Origin of the sequence: Ancylobacter mangrovi, from assembly GCF_024752335.1 — a bacterium.
In the GTDB taxonomy this organism is placed as follows: Bacteria; Pseudomonadota; Alphaproteobacteria; order Rhizobiales; family Xanthobacteraceae; genus Ancylobacter; species Ancylobacter mangrovi.
On record NZ_JANTHY010000006.1, the window covers coordinates 69,272 to 89,708 of the forward strand.

The window sequence follows — 20,437 nt, forward strand, 5'->3', positions numbered from 1 at the left end:
CGCCGCCGGGCGGCGGTCCCTTGCCTGCGGACCACCGCCTGCCAGCTTCCTCGACGGTCGATTTGCAACGGAAAGCGCCGCCGGTTTCGACCGGCGGCGTGCCTATTCGTCGGCTAGGCGGACGAGGGCCTCGCCGCTGACGCGCTGCACCGTCCATTCGTCCATCGGCACGGCGCCGATGGAACGGTAGAAGGTGATCGCCGGCTCGTTCCAGTTCAGCACCCACCATTCGAAGCGGCCGAGGCCCTCGGCGACGCAGCGCTTCGCCAGATGGCGCATCAGCGCGGTGGCGATGCCGCGCCCGCGAAAGGCGGGGCGCACGAACAGGTCCTCGAGATAGAGCCCGTGGCGGCCGCGGAAGGTCGAGTAGTTATAGAACCACAGCGCGAAGCCGGCCGGCTCGCCCTCCCATTCCGCGATGTCGCAGAAGACGCGCGGGCTCGGCCCGAACAGGTCGCGCGCAATGTCTGCCTCGCCGGCCTCCACCTCGTGCAGCAGCTTCTCGTATTCGGCGAGCTCGCGCACGAAGGCGTGGATCAGGCCGGCATCGCCAGGACGCGCAGGACGGATGGCGAGCGACATGCCGTGATCCGTCAAACCGCCACCGGCGCCCGGATGGCGGGGTAGGGGTCGTAGGCCTCGATGGCGATGTCCTCGAAGCGGAAGGCGAACAGGTCGTCCACCGCAGGGTTGAGCTTCAGCCTCGGCAGGGGGCGCGGCGTGCGGGCGAGTTGCTCGCGCGCCTGGTCGACATGGTTGAGATAGAGGTGCACGTCGCCGAAGGAGTGGACGAAGTCGCCCGGCTCCAGCTTCGTCACCTGCGCTACCATGTGGGTGAGCAGGGCGTAGCTCGCGATGTTGAACGGCACGCCGAGGAACACGTCGGCGGAGCGCTGGTAGAGCTGGCAGGAGAGCCGGCCGTCGGCCACGTAGAACTGGAACAGGCAGTGGCAGGGCGGCAGCGCCATCTTCGGCACGTCGGCCGGGTTCCAGGCCGAGACGATCAGCCGGCGCGAATCGGGATTGCGGCGGATGTCGGTGACGAGCTGGGCGATCTGGTCGATCACCCCGCCGCGCCCGTCGGGCCAGCTCCGCCACTGCTGGCCGTAGACCGGGCCGAGATCGCCGTTCTCGTCCGCCCACTCGTCCCAGATCGACACGCCGTTGGCCTTGAGATAGGCGATGTTGGTGTCGCCGGCGAGGAACCACAGCAGCTCGTGGACGATCGACTTCAGATGCAGCTTCTTGGTGGTGACGAGCGGGAAGCCCTCCGACAGGTCGAAGCGCATCTGGTGGCCGAACACGGAATAGGTGCCGGTGCCGGTGCGGTCATCCTTGCGCGTGCCTTCGCGCAGGATCCGTTCCAGGAGCTCGTGATATTGCCGCATGGGCCTCTCATGTGCCGCGCCGCTCTCGTGGTTCGGGTCGGCCGTTGGCGTTTCGACCCACTATATATAGCGCGCAAGGGCGGGCGGCGCACGGCCACCCGCCCGTCGGTCCTGGTGTGAACCACAAGTTTTTGGCGTGTGCGCCGCGTCAGAAGGACGTCAGTCGCACAGGGTGCTCACGCGGATGAGGCCGGACCGGGTCTCGCGCTCCACCATGCGGCAGTCCGACGCCGGGGCGCGGCGGTTCACCGCGCGCGGCAGCGGCGCGGGATAGGGCGGCACCTCGCGGTACCAGCCATTGCCGGCATAGGGGCCCTCTGCCGGCTCGGCGACGATCACCTGCCGGGGCTCGTAGGCGGGCGGCCCATAGGCCGGGGCTTCATAGGCGGGCGCTTCATAGGCCGGGGCCTCGCGCACTACCACGCGCGGGGGCGGGGTCACGACATAGTCCGGCGCGTCGTAGGACGGCTCCTCGCGCACGATGACGGTGGGACCCGGCTCTGCCGGCACGGCGAGCACCGGCCCGGCGGGCTCGGTGGTGCGCACATAGACATCCTGGGCGAGGCCGGGCGTTGCCGAGAGGGCGCACAGGCCGAGGGTGGCGGCCACGCCGCTCATCGTCAGATTGGCGATCTTCATCGTTCGTCTCCGTGTCTGCTCCCCCAGACGGGACCAGAACGGCCGGCGGCGGCGGACGTTCCGCTGCGGGACGTGATCATTCTGCGGCGTTTTCGCGGCGCAGCAGGGGACATGCCGTCGGGCGGTAAGATACGGCGGCATCATCGGAACTTCGCGGCGGCGTGGTACTTGTCATCGAGGCCGGCGCCGTGCGCGCCCGCCCGACGTTGAGGAGGGAGCCCGATGACCGACACCGTGAAGGCCACCGACAGCACCAAGGCTCTGGCGAGCGAGTATCACCGCCTCGCCATGCATCTGAATCTTCTGGAGAAGGATGCGACCCATCCGCTCGACTTCAAGGTCGACGCCTCCAACACCTCGCCCGCGCTGGTGCTGCGCGCCGGCCAGTCGCTGCGCAGCGCCCATTCCGACGTGAAGCTCGACTACGAACTGATGCGGCAGATGCTGATGGAGACGCTCCGCGCGCGGCTCACCGAGCTCGACGAGAAGCTCGCCGGTACCGAGGGCGGCAAGCTGCCGATCGAGCGCCTGCAATATGGCGACCAGACCGAGGCCTGAGGCCGCCGGCGCATAGGTAACTGTGCGCGAGGCGCCCGCCCCCTTCCAAGCGGGAGGGGGAGCGCCTATATTCCGGGTGCCGGCGCAAGCCGGCTACGGCGATAAACGGTTACCGCAATAAACCTTTCGGACCCGGGGGCAGTACCCGGCGCCTCCACCCGAGCCCATCCCGCCCGCCTTTCGGCCCGGTGGGTTCCGGCGGGGGCGAAACAGGATCGACGAGGGCGTAAAGGGTAGGCTTTCGCTCGGCATGGTACCGCCGTCATCGGACCAAACATATAGTTGCCAACGACAACTATGCTCCGGTTGCTCAGGCCGCGTGAGCGGTTTGATCTCTGGGAAATAAGTCCTTGCGGGTAGCACTGTAAGGCGGGGTTCGGAGGCACCTGGCAACAGAAGCCTCCACTTTCTTTTAATCTTAGGTCCGGCTGGCGGTCGGGGCTGGAATCGGGTTCATTGCCGGCATGAGCGTCGATCTGATCCGTTATGACCTTCTCGTGCAGGACGCCTTGCGCGCCGTCGTGCGCCGCGTGCTGAACGACGTCGCCCAGGACGGCCTGCCCGGCGATCATCACCTCTACATCTCCTTCGACACCTGCGCGCCCGGCGTGCGGCTTTCTCCGCGTCTGAAGGAGAAGTACCCGGAAGAGATGACGATCGTGCTCCAGCACCAGTTCTGGGACCTGATCGTCAGCGAGACGTTCTTCGAGGTCGGCCTGTCCTTCAACGGCATTCCCGAGCGGCTGCACGTGCCGTTCTCCAGCCTGAAGGGCTTCTTCGACCCGTCGGTGAAATTCGGCCTGCAGTTCGAGCCGGCGCCGGACGAGGAGGAGGCCGAGGTCGAGGCGCCGCAGCCCGCGCCCGCCGCCATGCGCCCCACCTCCGTGCCGACCACGCGCGGCCCCGTTCCTGCCGCCCGGTCGTCGCAGGCGGAGGCGAAGCCCGCCAAGTCCGGCGCCCGGAGCGAGAGCGCACCGGCCGCTTCCGCCCGCCCGGAGCCGCGTCCCGTCGCGGCGGAGACGCGGCGCTCGCGCATCGGCGACGGCGACGAGGCCGGGGTCGACGTGGCGAAGGCCGAGACTTCCAAGGCCGCCGTGAAAGGCGAGAGTGCCAAGGGCGATAGTGCCAAAGGCAAGGGCGCGGCTGCCGACCAGGAACGCGCGGATGGCGCAAAGCCGGAAGCCGAGCCGGCGGGGAGCCCGTCCGGAGCCCAGGTCGTGCGGCTCGACGCGTTCCGCAAGAAATAGTGCTTGAACGATTAGTGGCGTGAGCGACATGCGTGATGTGATCGTTGTCGGCGCCGGCGCCGCAGGTCTCGCCGCGGGCGCCCGGCTGCACCAGCGCGGGGCCGACGTCATCGTGCTGGAGGCGGCCGAACGCACCGGCGGGCGCGCCTTCACCGACACGACCAGCCTCGGCGTGCCGTGGGACCAGGGCTGCCACTGGCTGCACTCGGCGTCCGTCAATCCGCTGCGCGCTGCCGCCGACGAACTCGGCCTCTCCTATCTCAAGCGCGGCACGCGGCAGGCCCGGGCGACCCATCTCGGGGATCGCTGGGCGGACGAGGCCGAGCGCGAGGCTGCGTGGCGCTCGATCGACGCCGCCTTCACCGCCGTCCACCGGGCCGGCGAGGAGGGGCGTGACATCGCCGCCAGCGAGGTGATGGACCCGGCCGACCCATGGTACCGGCTGGCGCGGCACTGGATGACGCTGATGTCTGCCGCCGAGCCGGAGCGGCTCTCGACGCTCGACTACGCCGCCTATGGCGACACCGGCGAGAACTACCCGGTCGAGCGCGGCTACGGCGCGCTGGTGCAGGCGGCGGCGGCGCGGATGGCGCCCGACCTGCCGGTCGTGACCGGCTGCCCGGTGAGCCTCGTGGACTGGTCCGGCAGCGGGGTCGGCGTGGAGACGCCGCGCGGGCGGCTCCTCGCCCGGCTCGCCATCGTCGCTGTGCCGACCACGGTGATCGCGCGCGGCGGGCTGCGTTTCGCCCCGCTGCTGCCGCCGGACCTCGCCGAGGCGTTCGAGGCGCTGCCGCTCGGCGCGGCGGAGAAGGTCGGGATCCGGTTCGACGGCGACGTCTTCGGCGTCGGCCCGACCAGCTATGTCGACACGATCGACCTGCGCGATGCTGCGCGCCGGCCGATCAATTTCGTGCTCAACCCGTTCGGCGCGCCGATGGCGATCGGTCAGCTCGGTGGCGACAATGCCGCCGGGCTCGTCGCGGCGGGCCCTCAGGCAATGGAGGATTTCGCCATGGCCGCGCTCACCGACGCCTTCGGTGCGGATATACGTCGTCGCGTCACCGGCGTGGCGACCACCAACTGGGTTTCCAACCCGCTCATCGGCGGCGCCTATAGCTGCGCGCTGCCGGGCCTCGCGCCGCTGCGCGCCCGGCTCGGCCAGACGCTCGGCGAGCGGGTGATGTTCGCCGGCGAGGCGGTCTCGCCGCACGCCTATTCGACCGCCCACGGCGCCCACCAGACCGGGCTTGCCGCCGCCGAGGCGGCGCTGGCCCAGCTCACCGGGAAAGCGGCATGAGCGGGACCGAGAACGGCACGCCGCCGACCCTCGCCATCGTCGCGGCGATCGCCGCGAACGGGGTGATCGGGCGCGGCGACCAGCTGCCCTGGCACATTTCGGGCGATTTGAAGCGGTTCCGGGCCATCACCTGGGGCAAGCCGATCCTGATGGGGCGGCGCACCTTCGACGCCATCGGCCGCCCGCTGCCGGGCCGCACCACGATCGTCATCACCCGCGACACCGGCTTCGTCACGCCCGACGGCGTGATGGTGGCGCCGACGCTCGGCGCGGCGCTGGAGAAGGCGGAGCGCGAGGCGGAGCGGATCGGCGCCGACGAGATCGTCGTGGTCGGCGGGGCGCAGATCTATGCCCAGGCCCTGCCGCTGGCGAACCGGCTGCGGCTGACCGAGGTGCACGGCACGCCGGAGGGCGACATCCACTTCCCCGATTTCGACCGGGCGCAGTGGCGCGAGGTCGCCCGCGAGGAGCCGCCGCAGGGCGAGAAGGACGACTTCGCCGTCAGCTATGTGGATTACGAGCGGGTCTGAGCGGGACCCCGCTCAGATCGGCCGACCCTCGATCTTGAGCGAGAGGGTCTTCTCCATGTCCTCGACCGATTCGAGGTGGGGATAGATGGCGAGCGCCCGGCGCGCGGCCTCGAGCGCATGCTTGTCGTCGCCGATCTGCTTGCAGATGATGGCGATGCCGGCCCACGCGCCGTAATGGCGCGGCTCGCGGGTGACGACCTGCTGCAGGTCCGCCAGCGAATCGGAGAAGTCTTCCTGCAGGAAGAACACCGTCGCGCGCTTGTTCCACGCTTCCAGATGATCGGGCTCGATGCGGATCACCGCGTCGAGCAGCTCGATCGCGAGGTCGTAGTCCTTCACCTCGGTCGCGAGCGCCGCGCGGCCCATCAGCAGGTCGGCGGTCGCGCTGCCGCTCGGGGCCAGCGCGATGTCGATCCGGTCGGCGATGGCCTTGGCCGAATCCTTGTCCGGCGCTGCCTTCAGCGCCGCGAACAGGGCGTCGAGCCGCTTCTTGGGGTCGGGTTCGGCCTTGGCCTGCGCTTCCAGCCCGTTGTCCTGCTTCGCGGCGCCGGTGGTCGCGTTCTCGTCCGGCCCGTCGGGGGTGGCGACGTCGGGATTGGTGTCCTCCGGACCGGTGATCTCGGGATCGACGAGGCCGGGGTCCGCAGGCTCTTCCTCCGGCGTCACGCCGGGGGTCTGGACCTGAAGGAGGCGCTCGAGGCCGGCGGCCCGGCGCGTGTCGCCATGCACCGTTGCCGGCGGCTGGTCGGCCGGCGATTGGGCGGAAAGGGCCAGTGCGGACGGGGCCGGAAGGGCGACCGGTGCCGCGGCGATCATCAGGGCAGCAAAAAGGGCGCGCATGGCTCCAGTGTAGGAGCGATGGCGCCCTCGTCAATTCTTGGCCGACCCAGCCGCGAAAACGTGAACGCGGCTGCCCGGAACGCCCGGCCCCGGTGGACGGCGAACCGTCCCCGAAGCCGCTGGGCGCGAAGCCTCAGCCCTGGCGGGCCTTGAAGCGCTTCTGGGTCTTGTTGATGATGTAGACGCGGCCCTTGCGGCGCACCAGACGGTTGTCGCGGTGACGGCCGAGCAGCGACTTGAGGGAATTACGGATCTTCATGACACTTAACCTTCGGATCGATAGCGCCTGCGCATGAGACGGCGCCTCCATGGCCGCGCCCCGATCCGCCAGCTTGCTTGAATTCGAGGCCCGGCTGATAGCGGAGCGGAGGGGCTTTTGTCAATCCGCCGTCGGGCGATCGGCCCCGACTTTGCGGGGATTGGCGGCCTTGCCGATCATTCCGAGATGGGTGTGGCCGAAAGCGTCGGGATATTTGAGCCCGTAGCCGAGCGCGCGGTCGAGCCCGTTATGGGCGAACCAGATCGCGGCGAGCGCCCCGAGCCACGGATCGGCGAGGAGATAGCCGGCCGCCGCGAGCAAGGCCGGGCCGATATGGGTGTGCACGCCGTTATAGAGCCGGGCGCCGGTGGCCGGGCCGGCGAGATAGCCGGCCATGGCGAGGTCGGGCGCGAGGAACAGCAGCGCGAACAGCCACCAGCTCTGCCCGAGCGTGGCATAGGCGAGTACGCCGCCCGCCAGCACCGCGAGGCCCTCCAGCCGCAGCAGCACGGCAGGGGTGCCGCGGACGGTGCCGGAGGCGGGGTCGGGCGCGGGCTCAGGCGCGGCGCCCATGGCGGTTCAGCTCCCGCCGTGGCGGCGCTTGTAGGGCGCCATGCCCTCGCGGGCGAGTTCGTCCGCGCGCTCGTTCATCGGGTCGCCGGCATGGCCCTTCACCCAATGCCAGTGGATCTCGTGGCGGGCGATGGCCGTCTCCAGCCGCTCCCACAGATCGACGTTCTTCACCGGCTTCTTGTCGGCGGTGCGCCAGCCATTGCGCTTCCAGCCGGCGACCCACTTGGTGACGCCGTTGCGCAGATATTCGCTGTCGGTGTGGAGGTCGACCGTGCAGGGGCGCTTCAGCGCGTCGAGCGCCTCGATCGCCGCGGTCAGCTCCATGCGGTTGTTGGTGGTGGGCGATTCGCCGCCGGAGAGTTCCTTCTGCGCGCCGGCATAGCGCAGGATCGCGCCCCAGCCGCCGGGGCCGGGATTGCCCGAGCAGGCGCCGTCGGTCCAGATCGCGACGATGCCCTTCGCGGCCTCGCGCGGGGCGTCGTCGTCGAAGACGCGCGCGGTGCCCGGGGCCGTCTTCACGCCGCGCTCCCGGCGAGGGCGATGCCGTAGTCGCGCACGCTGCGCACCGCGCGGTGGAAGCGCAGACGGCGCAGATAGTCCTTCGGGTCGTGCGGGCGCACCAGCGCGCCGGGCGGCACGTTCAGCCAGTCGACGAGGCGGGTGAGCAGGAAGCGCAGCGCCGCGCCGCGGCACAGGAGCGTGAGGGCGTCGATCTCCGCCGGCTCCAGCGGGCGCTCGGCCTGGTAGGCGGCGAGCAGGGCGCGGCCCTTGGTCTGGTTGTAGGCGCCGTCCGGCTCGAAGCACCAGGCGTTCAGGCAGATGGCGATGTCATAGGCCAGCAAATCGTTGCAGGCGAAGTAGAAGTCGATCAGCCCCGAGAGCCTTCCGTCGGTGAAGAAGACGTTGTCGGGGAACAGGTCGGCATGGATGACGCCGGCGGGAAGCCCGGTGGGCCAGTTAGGCTCCAGCGTCGCGAGCTCGTCGGCGATGAGGGCGGCAAGGCCCGGCGCCACCGTGTCCGCGCGCGCCTCGGCCTGCTCGAACAGCGGTCGCCAGCCGGGCACGGAGAGCGCGTTGGCGCGGTGGAAGGCGGTGAAGTCGGCGCCGGCCTTGTGCAGCCCGGCGAGCGCGGTGCCGAGTGCGGCGCAATGGCCGGCGGAAGGCCGGCGCACCGAGGTGCCGATGAGGAAGGTGGCGATCGCGGCCGGGCGGCCGGCGAGCGTGCCGAGCGCGGCCCCGGCGCGGTTCTTCACCGGCTGCGGGCAGTCGATGCCGCGGCTGGCGAGGTGCTCCATCAGCCCTATGAAGAAGGGCAGGTCGGCCGGGTTCACCCGCTTCTCGTAGAGGGTGAGGATGAAGCTGCCGGCCTCGGTCTGCAGCAGGTAGTTCGAGTTCTCGACGCCCTCGGCGATGCCCTTGAAGGCACGCAGGCGGCCGATCTCATAAGTGGCGAGGAAGGCTTCGAGCTCTTCCGGGGAAACGTCGGTGTAGACGGCCATGGGATTATTCGGCGGCGTCCGGACGGAGCTGGCGGGGGAGGGGGAAGAAGACGTCCTCATGGGCGGTGTAGACGGTCTCGACCCGCACTGTGAAGCGTTCGGCGAAGGCGTCGATGATCTCCTCCACCAGCACTTCCGGCGCCGAGGCGCCGGCGGTGATGCCGAGCGAGGCGATCGAGCCGAACACGTCCCAGTCGATGTCGCCGGCACGCTGCACCAGCAGGGCGGCGCGGCAGCCCTCGCGCTCGGCCACCTCGCGCAGGCGCTGCGAGTTGGACGAGTTCGGCGCGCCGACCACGATCATCGCCTCGACCTGCGGCGCCACCCGCTTCACCGCCTCCTGGCGGTTGGTGGTGGCGTAGCAGATGTCTTCCTTGTGCGGGGCGACCATGGAGGGGAAGCGCGCGCGCAGGATGGCGACGATCTCGGCCGTGTCGTCGAGCGAGAGCGTGGTCTGGGTGGTGAAGGCGAGGTTCCCGGGATCGCGCGGCGCGAAGCTGCGGGCCTGTTCGGCGGTCTCCACCAGCGTGACCGCGCCGGCGGGGAGCTGGCCCATGGTGCCGATCACCTCGGGGTGGCCGGCATGGCCGATCAGCACCACCTCGCGGCCCCTCTTGAAATGGACGACCGCCTCGCGATGGACCTTGGTCACCAGCGGGCAGGTGGCGTCGATGGCGAAGAAATTGCGCTGCGCGGCCTCCTCCGGCACCGACCGGGCGACGCCGTGGGCGGAGAAGATGACCGGCGCGCTGGTGCCCGCGGGCACCTCGTGCAGTTCCTCGACGAAGATGGCGCCCTTCGCCTTCAGCCCCTCGACCACGTATTTGTTGTGCACGATCTCGTGGCGCACATAGACCGGCGGGCCGTAGATCTGCAGCGCGCGCTCGACCGCGTCGATCGCACGCACCACGCCGGCGCAGAAGCCGCGCGGGGCGCAGAGCAGGATGCGCAGATCGGGCTTTGGGGCGGCGCTCATCATACGGTCCATCGGGGGTTCGCCACCGTCATGGGTGGCGGCGCCCTCCGTGTCAAGCGCGCGCGGCGCCCCGCTGCCCTGGCGCTGCGCTCAGGAATTCTTGCGGAACACGCCGACCAGGTCGAGCTTCACCTCGTCCGATACCAGCGGAACGGCGACGCCGAGGCCGAAATCGCTGCGCCTGAGCGTCGCGGTGGCGGTGAAGCCGATCTCCTCGCGCTTGCTGCGCGGGTTGATGCCGGCGCCGAACAGGCTCACCTCGAGCGTCACCGGGCGCGTCACGCCGTGCAGCGTGAGCTCGCCCTCCACGGTCGCCTTCGCCCCGTGCGGCGTCACCTTGGTGGACTTGAAGGTGGCGGACGGGAACTTCGCCACGTCGAAGAAGCCGGGGCTGCCGAGATCCTGGCCGAAGCTCTTCGAGGTGACGGCGAGGGTCGAAATCGGGATGGAGAGCTGGAGCGTCGCCGCCTGCGGCGCCTTCGGGTCGAGATTGAGCGTGCCTTCGCCCGCGCCGAACATGCCCGAGAGCGGGGAGAGGCCCAGATGGTCGACGGTCCAGATGATCTGCGTGTGGTTGGTGTCCACGCCGTAGGTGCCGCCGGAGATGCGGGCGACGTCCGCCTTGCCGGGCATTTCCTGCGCCGCGGCCGGCACGGCGAGCCCCAGCGCGAACGCCAGCGCCAGTAGGGGTAGCGGTTTCATCGACATTCGTTCCGTTTCTGCCGGGCGCAGGGCGTGGCCGCCCGCGCCGCCCATGGGATCAACACGGTCGGCGCGAGGCCGATCCGTGTGCTATTTATTTCGTGAAGCGGGCGCCGCGTTGCTAAATCCTTCCTAAGCGGCGCAAATGTTCCGGGCGCGGCCGAAAGCGACAGGCGAGGCCGTCGTCGGGGCGGGCGGCGTCTTTGCGTTTGCAGGATGGAAGCGGCGCGCCTATATTTAAGTCATCCCGGTCATCGTGAGACGGTCCGTGGCTCCGCCCCAGTCGGGCGGCGGAGCGCGTGAGACTGCTTGTCTGGCCGAACCAATCTTTGAGGAGACGCGTCCCATGGCGAACGCCCCCCTGATGCCGAAGGCCACCGCCGTGTGGCTGGTCGAGAACACCGCGCTGACGTTCGACCAGATCGCCGACTTCTGTAAGCTTCACGTGCTCGAGGTGAAGGGCATCGCCGACGGCGAAGTCGCCCAGGGCATCAAGGGGCTCGACCCGGTGACGACCGGCCAGCTCTCGCGCGAGGAGATCGAGCGCGCCGAGCAGAACCCGAATCACCGGCTGAAGCTGCTGGAGCCGAAGGTGAAGCTGCCCGAGGCCAAGCGCCGCCGCGGCCCGCGCTACACCCCGGTCTCCAAGCGCCAGGACCGGCCGAACGCCATCCTCTGGCTGCTGCGCAACCATCCCGAGCTCAAGGACAGCCAGATCATGCGTCTGGTGGGCACCACCAAGACCACGATTGAATCGATCAAGGAGCGCACCCACTGGAACGCGGCGAACCTGACGCCGATGGACCCGGTGACGCTCGGCCTGTGCTCGCAGATCGACCTCGACATCGAGGTGCAGCGCTCCTCCAAGGACCGCCCGGCGGCCGCCGCCGGCGAGGGTGGGGCGACGCTGCTGCCCGCCGACGTCACCACCGGCGCCGGTGCCCAGGAGCCCTTCGTGCCGGCGCAGAAGCCGCGCGAGGAGGCGATCGACCTCGAGACCGTGTTCGCCAAGCTGGGCGGCTCGCGCAAGAGCGAAGCCGAGGACGAGTGAGCCTTCCGGCTGCGGCGGGACGAGGGCTCCCGCGCGGCGGAAACGCCTTTCCGGCGGAATAAAAAAGGGGCGCACCGGCGCCCCTTTTGTTTTGTCCGTTCGTCTCGCGAGCGTCCGCTCCGGCGGGCCCCGCCGGCGCCTAGGCCGCCGAGGCCTTCGGCAGCCCCCGCGCGCTCAGCGCGGCGGCGATCTCGTCCAGCGAAGAGGGATCGTCGATCGTCGCCGGCATGTTCCAGGGCTCGGCATCGGCGATCTTCTTCATGGTACCGCGCAGGATCTTGCCCGAGCGCGTCTTCGGCAGGCGGTGCACCGCGATGGCGATGCGGAACGCCGCCACCGGGCCGATGCGCTCGCGCACCAGGGCGACGATCTCGCTCTCGATCTCGTTCGGCGCGCGCGCCACGCCCGCCTTCAGCACCACGAAGCCGCAGGGCACCTCGCCCTTGAGCTCGTCATGGATGCCGATCACCGCGCATTCGGCCACGTCCGGGTGGGAGGCGAGGACCTCCTCCATGCCGCCGGTGGAGAGGCGGTGGCCGGCGACGTTGATGATGTCGTCCGTGCGCCCCATGATGAAGAGCTGCCCGTCGGCATCGCAAAAGCCGGCGTCGGCGGTCTTGTAGTAGCCGGGGAACTCGGCGAGGTAGCTTTCCCGGAACCGCTCGTCCTGCTGCCACAGCGTGGGGAGGCAGCCGGGCGGCAGCGGCAGCTTGATCGCGATCGAGCCCATCCGGTTCGGGCCGACGTGGTGGCCGCCCTCGTCGAGGATGTCGACCTGGTAGCCGGGCATGGGCACGCCGGTCGAGCCGACCTTGATGTCGAGCGCGCCGAGGCCCACCGGGTTGCCGGCGATGGCCCAGCCGGTCTCGGTCTGCCACCAGTGATCGACCACCGGAATGCCGAGCCTGGTCTCGGCCCAGACCACCGTGTCCGGGTCGGCGCGCTCGCCGGCGAGGAACAGGGTGCGCAGGGTGGACAGGTCGTAGTCCTTCATCAGGAGGCCCTCCGGGTCCTCCTTCTTGATCGCGCGCAGCGCGGTCGGCGCGGTGAACAGCGCGGAGACCTTGTATTCCTCGATCACCCGCCAGAACACGCCGGCATCGGGCGTGCCGACCGGCTTGCCCTCGAACAGCACCGTGGTGCAGCCGGCGAGCAGCGGCGCATAGACGATGTAGGAATGGCCGACCACCCAGCCGATGTCGGACGCGGACCAGAACACCTCGCCGGGCTTGACGTCGTAGAGCCCCTCCATCGACCAGCGCAGCGCCACCATGTAGCCGCCGGTGTCGCGCACCACGCCCTTCGGCTTGCCGGTGGTGCCGGAGGTATAGAGGATGTAGAGCGGGTCGGTCGCCGAGACGGTGGCGCATTCCACGCCGCGTGCGCTCGTCGCCACCTTCTCGCGCATCGTCGCCCAGTCGAGATCGCGGCCCTCCTTGAGGCCGGCCTCGGCCTCGGGGCGCTGGAAGATGACGCAGGCCGAGGGCGCGTGCTTGGCGATGGTCAGCGCGAGGTCGAGCAGCGGCTTGTAGGCGACGATGCGGTTCGGCTCGATGCCGCAGGAGGCGGAGAGCACGACCTTGGGCCGGGCGTCGTCGATGCGGCTCGCCAGCTCCGCCGCCGCGAAGCCGCCGAACACCACCGAATGCACCGCGCCGATGCGCGCGCAGGCGAGCATCGCGAACACGGCCTCGGGGATCATCGGCATGTAGATGACCACCCGGTCGCCCTTGCCGACGCCGAGCTCGCGCAGCACCCCGGCGAGGATGCGCACCTCGCGCAGCATCTCGGAATAGGTGACGGTGCGCTTGGCGCCCGTCACCGGGCTGTCGTAGTAGATCGCCGGCTGCTGGCCGCGCCCGGCGTCAACATGCCGGTCGAGCGCGTTGTGGCAGACATTGGTGAGGCCGCCGACGAACCAGCGGCCATAGACGCCGAGCGCGGGATCGAAGATCGCGCGCGGCTCGGCGATCCATTCGATGGCGCGGGCGGCGTCGCCCCAGAAGCCTTCGGGATCGTCGATCGAACGGGCATGGATGGCGGGGTAGCGGCTCGCGCGATCGGGGCGTGGCTCGGCGGACATGGTGGCGTCTCCAGGGGACCGGTTGTTCTTCTTGTTCTCGACCCGAGAATTCCGGCCCGCGGCTGTGATTTCAAGAAGGCGGAAATGCTTACGACCTTGGTCGATGCCGGAAATCCTGTCGGGCGGCCTGTCGTGGGGCCCGGTTCCGGAAGGGGTCCGAAATACAAACCGCCGGCCTGCGAGGCCGGCGGCGGAGTTAGTTTCGCCAGGTACTCCGCTCAGTGGAGCGGCGAGCCTCTGAGCCGCGTGATTTCGTCCTTCAGATGAAGCTTGCGGCGTTTCAGGTCCATGACCCGGACTTCATCGGAGCCCGGTCGGGCTACTTCCTCCCGTAACTCCTTCTCGAGCGCCTGGTGGCGACGTTCCAACTCCGCAACATGCGCCTGCATGGACATGGACAATATCTCCCTGTCTCTGGAAGTGAACGTCATCAGTCTGTCACTTGCGGCTAGCGCTGTCGACGAAACGATGCGCTGCACCGCAACACGGCGGCGTGCGGGCGGCCGTATTGCGGGGCGGCGGAAGGACGGCGATACTGCGCGAAACGCCCCGGCCGGAACGGGGCGAGTCGGTCGCGGTTCGAGCGTTAGGCACAGATGACGGCGGATGAGGAACGCGAGCTTCGGGCCCTTCTGGAGCGCCTGAAGCAGGAGCATCGCGATCTGGATGCAGCGATCGAGGCGCTCCACGAGATGCCGGGCAACGATCAGCTCCAGCTCGCCCGCTTCAAGAAGCGCAAGCTGGCGCTGAAGGACCGGATCAGCTTCGTCGAGGACCAGATCTGCCCCGACATCATCGCCTGAGCGGCGGGGGTGCCCCGCCGGGCGGCCCCGGCGCGCGAGGCTTCATGCGCGCCGGAGCCTGATGGTCAGAACTGCGTGAGCAGCACGTCGGCGTTGGTCTTGTCGGCCTTGCTCGGCACGTCCTCGACATTGAGGACCAGCACCTCGCCGTCGTCGACCAGCATGGAGTAGCGCTTGGAGCGCACGCCGAGGCCGGCGGCCGCGCCGTCGAAGTCGAGGCCGAGCGCCTTGGCGAACTCGCCATTGCCGTCCGAGAGGAAGAGGATCTTGCCGCCCGCATTGGAGGCCTTCTCCCAGGCCGCCATCACGAAGGGGTCGTTGACCGCCGTCACCGCGATGGTGCTGACGCCCTTGGCGAGGATCTCGTCGGCACGGGCGATGAAGCTCGGCAGGTGGTTCTTGTGGCAGGTCGGCGTGAAGGCGCCGGGCACGGCGAACAGCACGACCTTCTTGTTCTTGAAGACCTCGTCCGTGGACTTCGGCACCGGCCCGTCGGCGGTGGCGACACGGAACGTGGCGCTGGGAAGCATGTCGCCAACCTTGATCGTCATGGGCTTTTCCTTTCGACGCAATGATTTCACGCGGGTCGGCGGGCCGCGGCCGCAGGCTCCGCCCGGCCGCGATCATACGCGCGCGGCGGCGGAGCCGCACGGGCCCGCTGGCGCAGTAGCATAGTCATTTCCCGCTTCTCGGGAAGAAGCTTCAGTGCGTGGAAAGCGGGGCTTCGACCTCGACCGCCCGGCTGCCGTCGGTCAGGGTGAAGCGCAGCGGCGTGGTGGCGATGTCGGCGCCGTCGGGCACCCCGTCGACCGGGAGCACGAACACGATCTTGCCGTCCGGGCCGGCCTCGCGGGTGGGGAGCGGCAGCGCCCAGCTCTCGTCCGGGCCCTCGACGAACAGGTCGGCATGGTCGGCGTTCGAGGTCTTGGCCTCGATGCGGATCGACTTGTCGTCGCCCGCCTGCTCCAGCACCGCGGTCTCGATGGCCGGCGTGCCGCTGGCGCCGAGCGCGGCCGGCTTCGGCACGCTGGCAAGCGCGGCGGCGAGCGCGGGGGAGGGGGCATCGCCGCCGGGCGGAAGGTCGAGGCTGAGGGTGGCGTTGGCCGGCTGGCAGATCTTCTCGCAGACGGCGAAGTCGAGATTGAGCTTCAGCGTCACGGGCTTGGCCGCGTCGGTCGGCGTGACCTCGATCGGGATCACGACGTCCTTCTTGTAGCCGATGGACAGGCTCCCGCCCTCGTCGAAGCGGATCGGCGCCGGCCAGAGGATCTTCACGCCGCCGACATTCTGCGAGCCCGACCAGTCGAAATGCGGGGGCACGCCGGCATCGCCCGGATAGCGCCAATAGGTCTTCCAGCCCGGGGCGAGGCGGATCTCGACGCCGCCGGTCAGCGAGGCGTGGTCGGCCGGCCCGCCGATGAGGCGCACCGCGGTGCCGTCCGGCGCGGACCAGTCGGAGGCGGCTTCGGCGCGCGCGGCACGGGTGCCGAACGGCACGAGCGCGGCGGTGGCGAACAGGGCGAGGACGATCGGAAAGCTGCGAGACATGACCATGGCGATAGCCTCTCCCGCCGCGGCGCGAAAGTATGCGGCCCGCACTTTCGTGTGAGCCCCTCGGCACCCCAAAGCCGGGGCCGGCGGCGCGGGGTTGAAAATGCGCCACTTGGGTTTACGCTTTCCTTCATGTTGATGGGACGAGGAAGCGACGAGGGTGCCGGCGGCGGGTCCGGCGGGACCTTCCTTGACGGACAGATGCTGGTCGCCATGCCCGGCATGCGCGACGAACGCTTCGCCCGTGCCGTGATATATCTGTGCGCGCACTCGCCCGAGGGGGCGATGGGCATCATCGTCAACCAGCCGGCAAATCACATCAATTTCACCGACCTCTTGGTGCAGCTCGACGTGATCCCGCAGGAGGAGCGCATCCACCTGCCGAACAGCGCCGGCGGGGTGAAGGTGCTGCGCGGCGGCCCGGTGGAGACCGGGCGCGGCTTCGTGCTGCACAGCGCCGACTTCTTCATCCAGGATTCGACGCTGCCGATCGACGACGGCATCTGCCTCACCGCGACGCTCGACATATTGAAGGCGATCGCGGCCGGCGGCGGGCCGGCGAGCGCGGTGCTGGCGCTGGGCTATGCCGGCTGGGCGCCGGGGCAGCTCGAGAACGAGATCCAGCAGAATGGCTGGCTGCACTGCCCGGCCGACACGGCGCTGGTGTTCGGTGCCGACACCGCAGCGAAATACGAGCGCGCCCTGCGCAAGATCGGCATCGATCCGGGCATGCTCTCTTCCGATTCCGGCCACGCCTGACGCGCGCCCGGACGGGTCACGTCCGGCAATGGCGAGCCGCTCGCCATGCGCGGTGGCCGGGCGGCCTCCCACGAAATGCCTTCGAACCGGGATTCGCCAGCGAGCCCCGCATGCGTTGCGGCGAGGGCCGGAAGTCGGCCGGCTCAGGACGTCGGTTTGGACTGGGCGAGGGCGGGGCTCGTCGAGGGCGCGGCGCCCGGGCCGGCGCCGGCCGATCCACCCGTACCCGCCGGATTGCCGCCCGGCGGCTTGGAGTCCGCCGGCTTGGCGTCCGCCGTTCTGGCGGGCGCCGGGCGCGGGGGAGCGGGACGCGGCGGGGGCTGGTCGCCCCGAACGGGCGCAGCCGCCGGAGGCTGGCCGCGGACCGCGCCGGTCTTCGCCGTGGCGGCGTTCGGCGGAGCACTCGTCGCCCCATTGGGCGCGCCGCCCGCCGGGGCGCCTTCGACCGCGCCCGGCCGGGCATCGGGCTGAGGCCGCGCGTTGGCCGCCGCTTCCGCCGTGGCTGCACTGGCGCCGGCCTCGGCCGGCTCGCCCGGCGCCGCGCTGCGGGTGCTCGTGCGGCTGACGCCGCGGGCGGCGGCGCGCGAGAGCTGGCGCCCGCGCTCGGACAGCGCGCGCCCGCGCTCCATCAGCGAGGGCGGCGTACCGTCGGCGATGATGAGCTTGCGCGCTTCGTCCGCGTTCATCGGCTCGCCGAACAGGCGGCCCTGGCCGAAGCGGCATCCGAGCTTGCCGAGCGCGACCGCGGCCTGCTCGGTCTCGATCCCCTCGGCGACGATGTCCATGCCGAGATCGTGCGCCATGTTGATGATGGTGCGCAGGATGATCGGCCGCTGCGCCTTGTTGCCGTTGCGCCCCAGCGCCTTCATGAAGGTGCGGTCGACCTTGATGGTGTCGAAGGGGAAGCGCTGCAGATAGGCGAGCGAGGAATAGCCGGTGCCGAAATCGTCCAGCGACAGGCCCGCGCCCAGCTCGCGCATCCGGGTCAGGATCTGCGCGGCATATTCCGGGTTCTCCATCGCCAGCGACTCGGCGAGTTCCAGCTTCAGCGTGCCGGGCGCCACCACGTTGCGGGCGAGCACCGCCTTGATGTCCTGCAGCAGGTCGTGGCGCAGCATCTGGCGCGAGGAGATGTTGACCGAGACGAAGATCGGCTCGCTGCGCGAGGCGCGCTGCCAGCCGCCGAGCTGGCGCGCCGCGCTGTCGAGCAGGAACAGGCCGAGATCGACCACCAGCCCGGTATCCTCGGCGATGGTCAGGAAGTCGTCGGGGCCGAGCGTGCCCAGGCTCGGGTGCTGCCAGCGGGCCATGGCTTCGAAGCCGGCGACGGCGCGGCTCGAAAGGTCGACCACCGGCTGGTAGACGACGTTGATCTCGCCGCGCTCCAGCGCCTGGCGCAGATCCTCCTCCATGCTCAGGCGGTCGAGCTTGTGGGTGCGCATGCTCGGGCGGAACACCTCGATGCGGTCGCCGCCCACGCGCTTGGCGAAGAACATCGCCAGTTCCGCGTCCTTCAGCATCTCGCCGGGCGAGCGCTTCTGGCCGTCCGCCAGCACGAGGCCGATCGAGGCGGTGATGAAGATCTCTCGGTCGCCGAAGGTGATGGGCGCGCGCAGCGTGCGCCGGAGCGTGTCGGCGAAGGCGGTGATGCGCTCGGGATCGCGCTCGGACAGCAGGATCAGCGCGAAATGGTCGCTGCCGAGCCGGGCCAGCGTGTCCTGCTGCTTGGTCAGGCGCATCAGCCGGCGGGCGACGGTGAGCAGGATCGAGTCGCCCGCGGGCATGCCGAGGCTGGCATTGACCTGCTTGAAGCGGTCGAGGTCGATCATCATGATCGTCGGCTTCAGGCTCTCATCCGCGCGGGAGAGGCCGTTGGCCGAGGCCAGGCGGTCGAGGAACAGTTCGCGATTGGGCAGGCCGGTCAGATTGTCGTGGACCGCGTCATAGAGCATGCGCTCCTCGGCGGTCCGGGTCTCGGTGACGTCGGACAGCGTGCCGATGCAACGCACCACCTCGCCATCGGTGCCGACCACCGGCCGGGCGCGCAGGTTGAACCAGAGATAGTGCCCGTCATGCGAGCGCAGCCGGAAATCCTGGTCGATGCGCCCGCGGCGCTGGTCCAGCAGCCCGTCGAGCGTGGCACGGAAGCGGTCGCGGTCGCCGGGATGGATGATGTCGAGCCAGCCGGCGGCCTCGGTCTCCAGCGTGCCCTGCTTGAGGCCGAGTAGCTGCTCGGCCTCCGGGCTGACATGGATGCGGTCGGTGTCGACGTCCCAGTCCCACACCACGTCGCCCGAGCCGGCGACGGCAAGCGCGCGGCGCTCCAGCTCCTGCGCGCTGCCGGCGACCGAGCCGATGCCGGCGAAGGCGTGCTGCATGACGGTGAAGCCGATCAGCATGACGATCAGCACCAGCCCGCCCAGCAGGGCCGGGGCGACGAGGTCGTTGCCGATATAGCCCGACACCGCCATGCCGGCGGCGATGACCCACACCACCAGCAGGAACAGGGTGGGGATGATGAGCACGGCGCGGTCGTAGCGGTGGAAGGCGAGCCACATCACCACGCCGAAGCCCATGAAGGAGACCACCATCAGCGAGGGCCGGGCGATGCCCGCCGCAGCCGAGGGGTCGAGCAGGGCGAGGCCGACCAGCGCGGCGAGGAACACCAGCCAGCCGGCGGTGACATGGGCGTAGCGCACATGCCATCGGTTGAGATTGAGATAGGCGAACAGGAACACGACCAGCGTGGCGGCGAGGATGGCCTCGCCCGCCGCCCGCCAGAACTGCTGCGCCACCGGCGATATGCCGAACACCTTCGACCAGAAGCCGAAATCGAGGCCGATATAGCCCAGCACCGCCCAGGCCAGCGCCGCCGCGGCCGGGAACATGGCGCTGCCCTTCACCACGAACAGGATGGTGAGGAACAGCGCCAGCAGGCCGGCGATGCCGATGACGATGCCGTTGTAGAGGGTGAAGGAGTTGACCTTGTCCTTGTAGGCCTCCGGCTCCCACAGATAGAGCTGGGGCAGGTCCGCGTCGCCGAGCTCGGCGACCAGCGTCACCGTCGTGCCGGGGTCGAGCGTGATGAGGAACACGTCCGCGTCCGGGTCGTTCTGGCGCTCCGGCCGGAATCCCTGGCTCGCTGTGATGTTGATGATGCGCCGGTCGCCGAGGTCGGGCCAGAGCACGCCGGAGCCGACCATGCGGTAGTGCGGCGCGACGATCAGCCGGTCGACCTGCTCGTCGGTGTTGTTGGCGAGGGCGAACACCGCCCATTTGCTGCCATTGGGCCCCGGCGCGACCGCGCGCACCTCGATCCGGCGCACGATGCCGTCGGCGCCGGGAACGGTCGAGACCTGGATGCGGTCATTGTCGCTGGTGCGGCGCTCGATGGCGGGGGCGAGGTCGACCACGGCGGCGTCGAGCCGGATCGCCACCGCCTCCAGCGCGAAGCTCGGCGTGGCGGGCATCAGCAGGGCAAGGAGCAGCACCATCGCGCCTAGCACGCCGCGCACGGCGCTCATGTCCCGGCGCGGGGCGGGGCCCGGTGCGCCGCTACCCGCGCGGCGGCTCTCCGGCAGGTCCGGCATAAGGGACAGGAGGCGACGGACGATGGCCAAACCGGGTCCTCTGGTCGTGTGCGTGGGCCGCGCTCGCCGGCTCCCCTCGGCGATGCGGGGAG

The 20,437-nt window shown here is 70.0% G+C and carries 21 protein-coding genes, 1 other RNA gene and 1 pseudogene; 8 read left to right on the forward strand and 15 right to left on the reverse strand.

The window, feature by feature from the left end; all coding sequences use genetic code 11:
* Positions 1 to 102 precede the first annotated feature (102 nt).
* From NVS83_RS15725 to NVS83_RS15735, 3 genes are all read right to left on the reverse strand, one after another.
* Positions 103 to 582: a GNAT family N-acetyltransferase gene (locus NVS83_RS15725; protein ID WP_258740174.1), complete on the reverse strand. Its 480-nt coding sequence runs from the start codon at positions 580 to 582 to the stop codon at positions 103 to 105.
* Between the two features lie 11 nt (positions 583 to 593).
* Positions 594 to 1,388 (reverse strand): thymidylate synthase, encoded by a 795-nt coding sequence (locus NVS83_RS15730; protein ID WP_258740175.1) that lies wholly within the window; start codon positions 1,386 to 1,388, stop codon positions 594 to 596.
* 159 nt (positions 1,389 to 1,547) lie between these two features.
* The gene (locus tag NVS83_RS15735; protein WP_258740176.1) at positions 1,548 to 2,027 is read right to left on the reverse strand and encodes a hypothetical protein; all 480 of its coding nucleotides are present in this window, start codon (positions 2,025 to 2,027) and stop codon (positions 1,548 to 1,550) included.
* Between the two features lie 222 nt (positions 2,028 to 2,249).
* Here NVS83_RS15735 and NVS83_RS15740 point away from each other — a divergent pair, with 222 nt between their 5' ends.
* The 5 genes from NVS83_RS15740 (at position 2,250) to NVS83_RS15760 (ending at position 5,659) form a co-directional block, all read left to right on the forward strand.
* Positions 2,250 to 2,585: a hypothetical protein gene (locus NVS83_RS15740; RefSeq protein WP_258740177.1), complete on the forward strand. Its 336-nt coding sequence runs from the start codon at positions 2,250 to 2,252 to the stop codon at positions 2,583 to 2,585.
* A gap of 39 nt (positions 2,586 to 2,624) precedes the next feature.
* Positions 2,625 to 2,992, forward strand: a transfer-messenger RNA (tmRNA) gene (ssrA, locus tag NVS83_RS15745).
* Between the two features lie 57 nt (positions 2,993 to 3,049).
* Entirely contained in the window at positions 3,050 to 3,832 is a 783-nt protein-coding gene (locus NVS83_RS15750) for an SspB family protein (protein ID WP_258740178.1), read from the forward strand.
* A gap of 28 nt (positions 3,833 to 3,860) precedes the next feature.
* Positions 3,861 to 5,129, forward strand: coding sequence for a flavin monoamine oxidase family protein (locus tag NVS83_RS15755; protein ID WP_258740394.1), 1,269 nt, complete (start codon positions 3,861 to 3,863; stop codon positions 5,127 to 5,129).
* A complete protein-coding gene (locus tag NVS83_RS15760) occupies positions 5,126 to 5,659 on the forward strand; it encodes a dihydrofolate reductase (RefSeq protein ID WP_258734701.1) in 534 nt (177 codons plus the stop codon). The genes NVS83_RS15755 and NVS83_RS15760 overlap by 4 nt, the downstream gene beginning before the upstream one ends.
* A 12-nt stretch (positions 5,660 to 5,671) precedes the next feature.
* Here NVS83_RS15760 and NVS83_RS15765 read toward each other — a convergent pair whose 3' ends face one another.
* The 7 genes from NVS83_RS15765 to NVS83_RS15795 form a co-directional block, all read right to left on the reverse strand.
* Entirely contained in the window at positions 5,672 to 6,499 is an 828-nt protein-coding gene (locus NVS83_RS15765) for a tetratricopeptide repeat protein (RefSeq protein WP_258740179.1), read from the reverse strand.
* A 133-nt stretch (positions 6,500 to 6,632) separates the two neighbouring features.
* A complete protein-coding gene (gene ykgO / locus NVS83_RS15770; RefSeq protein WP_013167868.1) occupies positions 6,633 to 6,758 on the reverse strand; it encodes a type B 50S ribosomal protein L36 in 126 nt (41 codons plus the stop codon).
* 120 nt (positions 6,759 to 6,878) lie between these two features.
* A complete protein-coding gene (locus NVS83_RS15775) occupies positions 6,879 to 7,331 on the reverse strand; it encodes a DUF4260 domain-containing protein (protein WP_258740180.1) in 453 nt (150 codons plus the stop codon).
* Between the two features lie 6 nt (positions 7,332 to 7,337).
* A complete protein-coding gene (rnhA, locus tag NVS83_RS15780) occupies positions 7,338 to 7,850 on the reverse strand; it encodes a ribonuclease HI (RefSeq protein WP_258734704.1) in 513 nt (170 codons plus the stop codon).
* Positions 7,847 to 8,830 carry a homoserine kinase gene (locus NVS83_RS15785; protein ID WP_258740181.1) on the reverse strand — a complete coding sequence of 328 codons (984 nt, stop codon included), beginning with the start codon at positions 8,828 to 8,830 and terminating at the stop codon, positions 7,847 to 7,849. Before NVS83_RS15785 ends, rnhA begins: the two co-directional genes overlap by 4 nt.
* Before the next feature lie 4 nt (positions 8,831 to 8,834).
* Positions 8,835 to 9,806, reverse strand: coding sequence for a 4-hydroxy-3-methylbut-2-enyl diphosphate reductase (ispH, locus tag NVS83_RS15790; protein ID WP_258740182.1), 972 nt, complete (start codon positions 9,804 to 9,806; stop codon positions 8,835 to 8,837).
* Between the two features lie 90 nt (positions 9,807 to 9,896).
* Positions 9,897 to 10,508, reverse strand: a complete 612-nt coding sequence (locus tag NVS83_RS15795; protein WP_258740183.1) for a YceI family protein — start codon at positions 10,506 to 10,508, stop codon at positions 9,897 to 9,899.
* 346 nt (positions 10,509 to 10,854) lie between these two features.
* Between NVS83_RS15795 and NVS83_RS15800 the strand changes: the two genes are divergently transcribed.
* Positions 10,855 to 11,559, forward strand: a complete 705-nt coding sequence (locus tag NVS83_RS15800) for a DUF1013 domain-containing protein (protein WP_258734708.1) — start codon at positions 10,855 to 10,857, stop codon at positions 11,557 to 11,559.
* Between the two features lie 139 nt (positions 11,560 to 11,698).
* On the opposite strand, the gene NVS83_RS15805 is transcribed toward NVS83_RS15800, so the two are convergent.
* Both NVS83_RS15805 and NVS83_RS15810 read right to left on the reverse strand, forming a co-directional pair.
* The gene (locus NVS83_RS15805) at positions 11,699 to 13,642 is read right to left on the reverse strand and encodes a propionyl-CoA synthetase (RefSeq protein ID WP_258740184.1); all 1,944 of its coding nucleotides are present in this window, start codon (positions 13,640 to 13,642) and stop codon (positions 11,699 to 11,701) included.
* 218 nt (positions 13,643 to 13,860) lie between these two features.
* Positions 13,861 to 14,037, reverse strand: coding sequence for a YdcH family protein (locus NVS83_RS15810; RefSeq protein WP_258734710.1), 177 nt, complete (start codon positions 14,035 to 14,037; stop codon positions 13,861 to 13,863).
* 201 nt (positions 14,038 to 14,238) lie between these two features.
* Between NVS83_RS15810 and NVS83_RS15815 the strand changes: the two genes are divergently transcribed.
* Positions 14,239 to 14,445 carry a YdcH family protein gene (locus tag NVS83_RS15815; RefSeq protein WP_258740185.1) on the forward strand — a complete coding sequence of 69 codons (207 nt, stop codon included), beginning with the start codon at positions 14,239 to 14,241 and terminating at the stop codon, positions 14,443 to 14,445.
* A gap of 65 nt (positions 14,446 to 14,510) precedes the next feature.
* On the opposite strand, the gene NVS83_RS15820 is transcribed toward NVS83_RS15815, so the two are convergent.
* Positions 14,511 to 14,996 (reverse strand): peroxiredoxin, encoded by a 486-nt coding sequence (locus NVS83_RS15820; RefSeq protein ID WP_258740186.1) that lies wholly within the window; start codon positions 14,994 to 14,996, stop codon positions 14,511 to 14,513.
* A 151-nt stretch (positions 14,997 to 15,147) separates the two neighbouring features.
* Positions 15,148 to 15,999, reverse strand: coding sequence for a protein-disulfide reductase DsbD domain-containing protein (locus tag NVS83_RS15825; protein WP_258740187.1), 852 nt, complete (start codon positions 15,997 to 15,999; stop codon positions 15,148 to 15,150).
* Positions 16,000 to 16,128: 129 nt separating this feature from the next.
* On the opposite strand from NVS83_RS15825, the gene NVS83_RS15830 reads away from it, so the two are divergent.
* Positions 16,129 to 16,755: a YqgE/AlgH family protein gene (locus NVS83_RS15830; protein WP_258734714.1), complete on the forward strand. Its 627-nt coding sequence runs from the start codon at positions 16,129 to 16,131 to the stop codon at positions 16,753 to 16,755.
* A 656-nt stretch (positions 16,756 to 17,411) separates the two neighbouring features.
* Here the strand turns inward: NVS83_RS15830 and NVS83_RS15835 are convergent.
* Positions 17,412 to 20,279: pseudogene (locus NVS83_RS15835) on the reverse strand (EAL domain-containing protein); the annotation flags it as partial.
* Positions 20,280 to 20,437 lie beyond the last annotated feature (158 nt).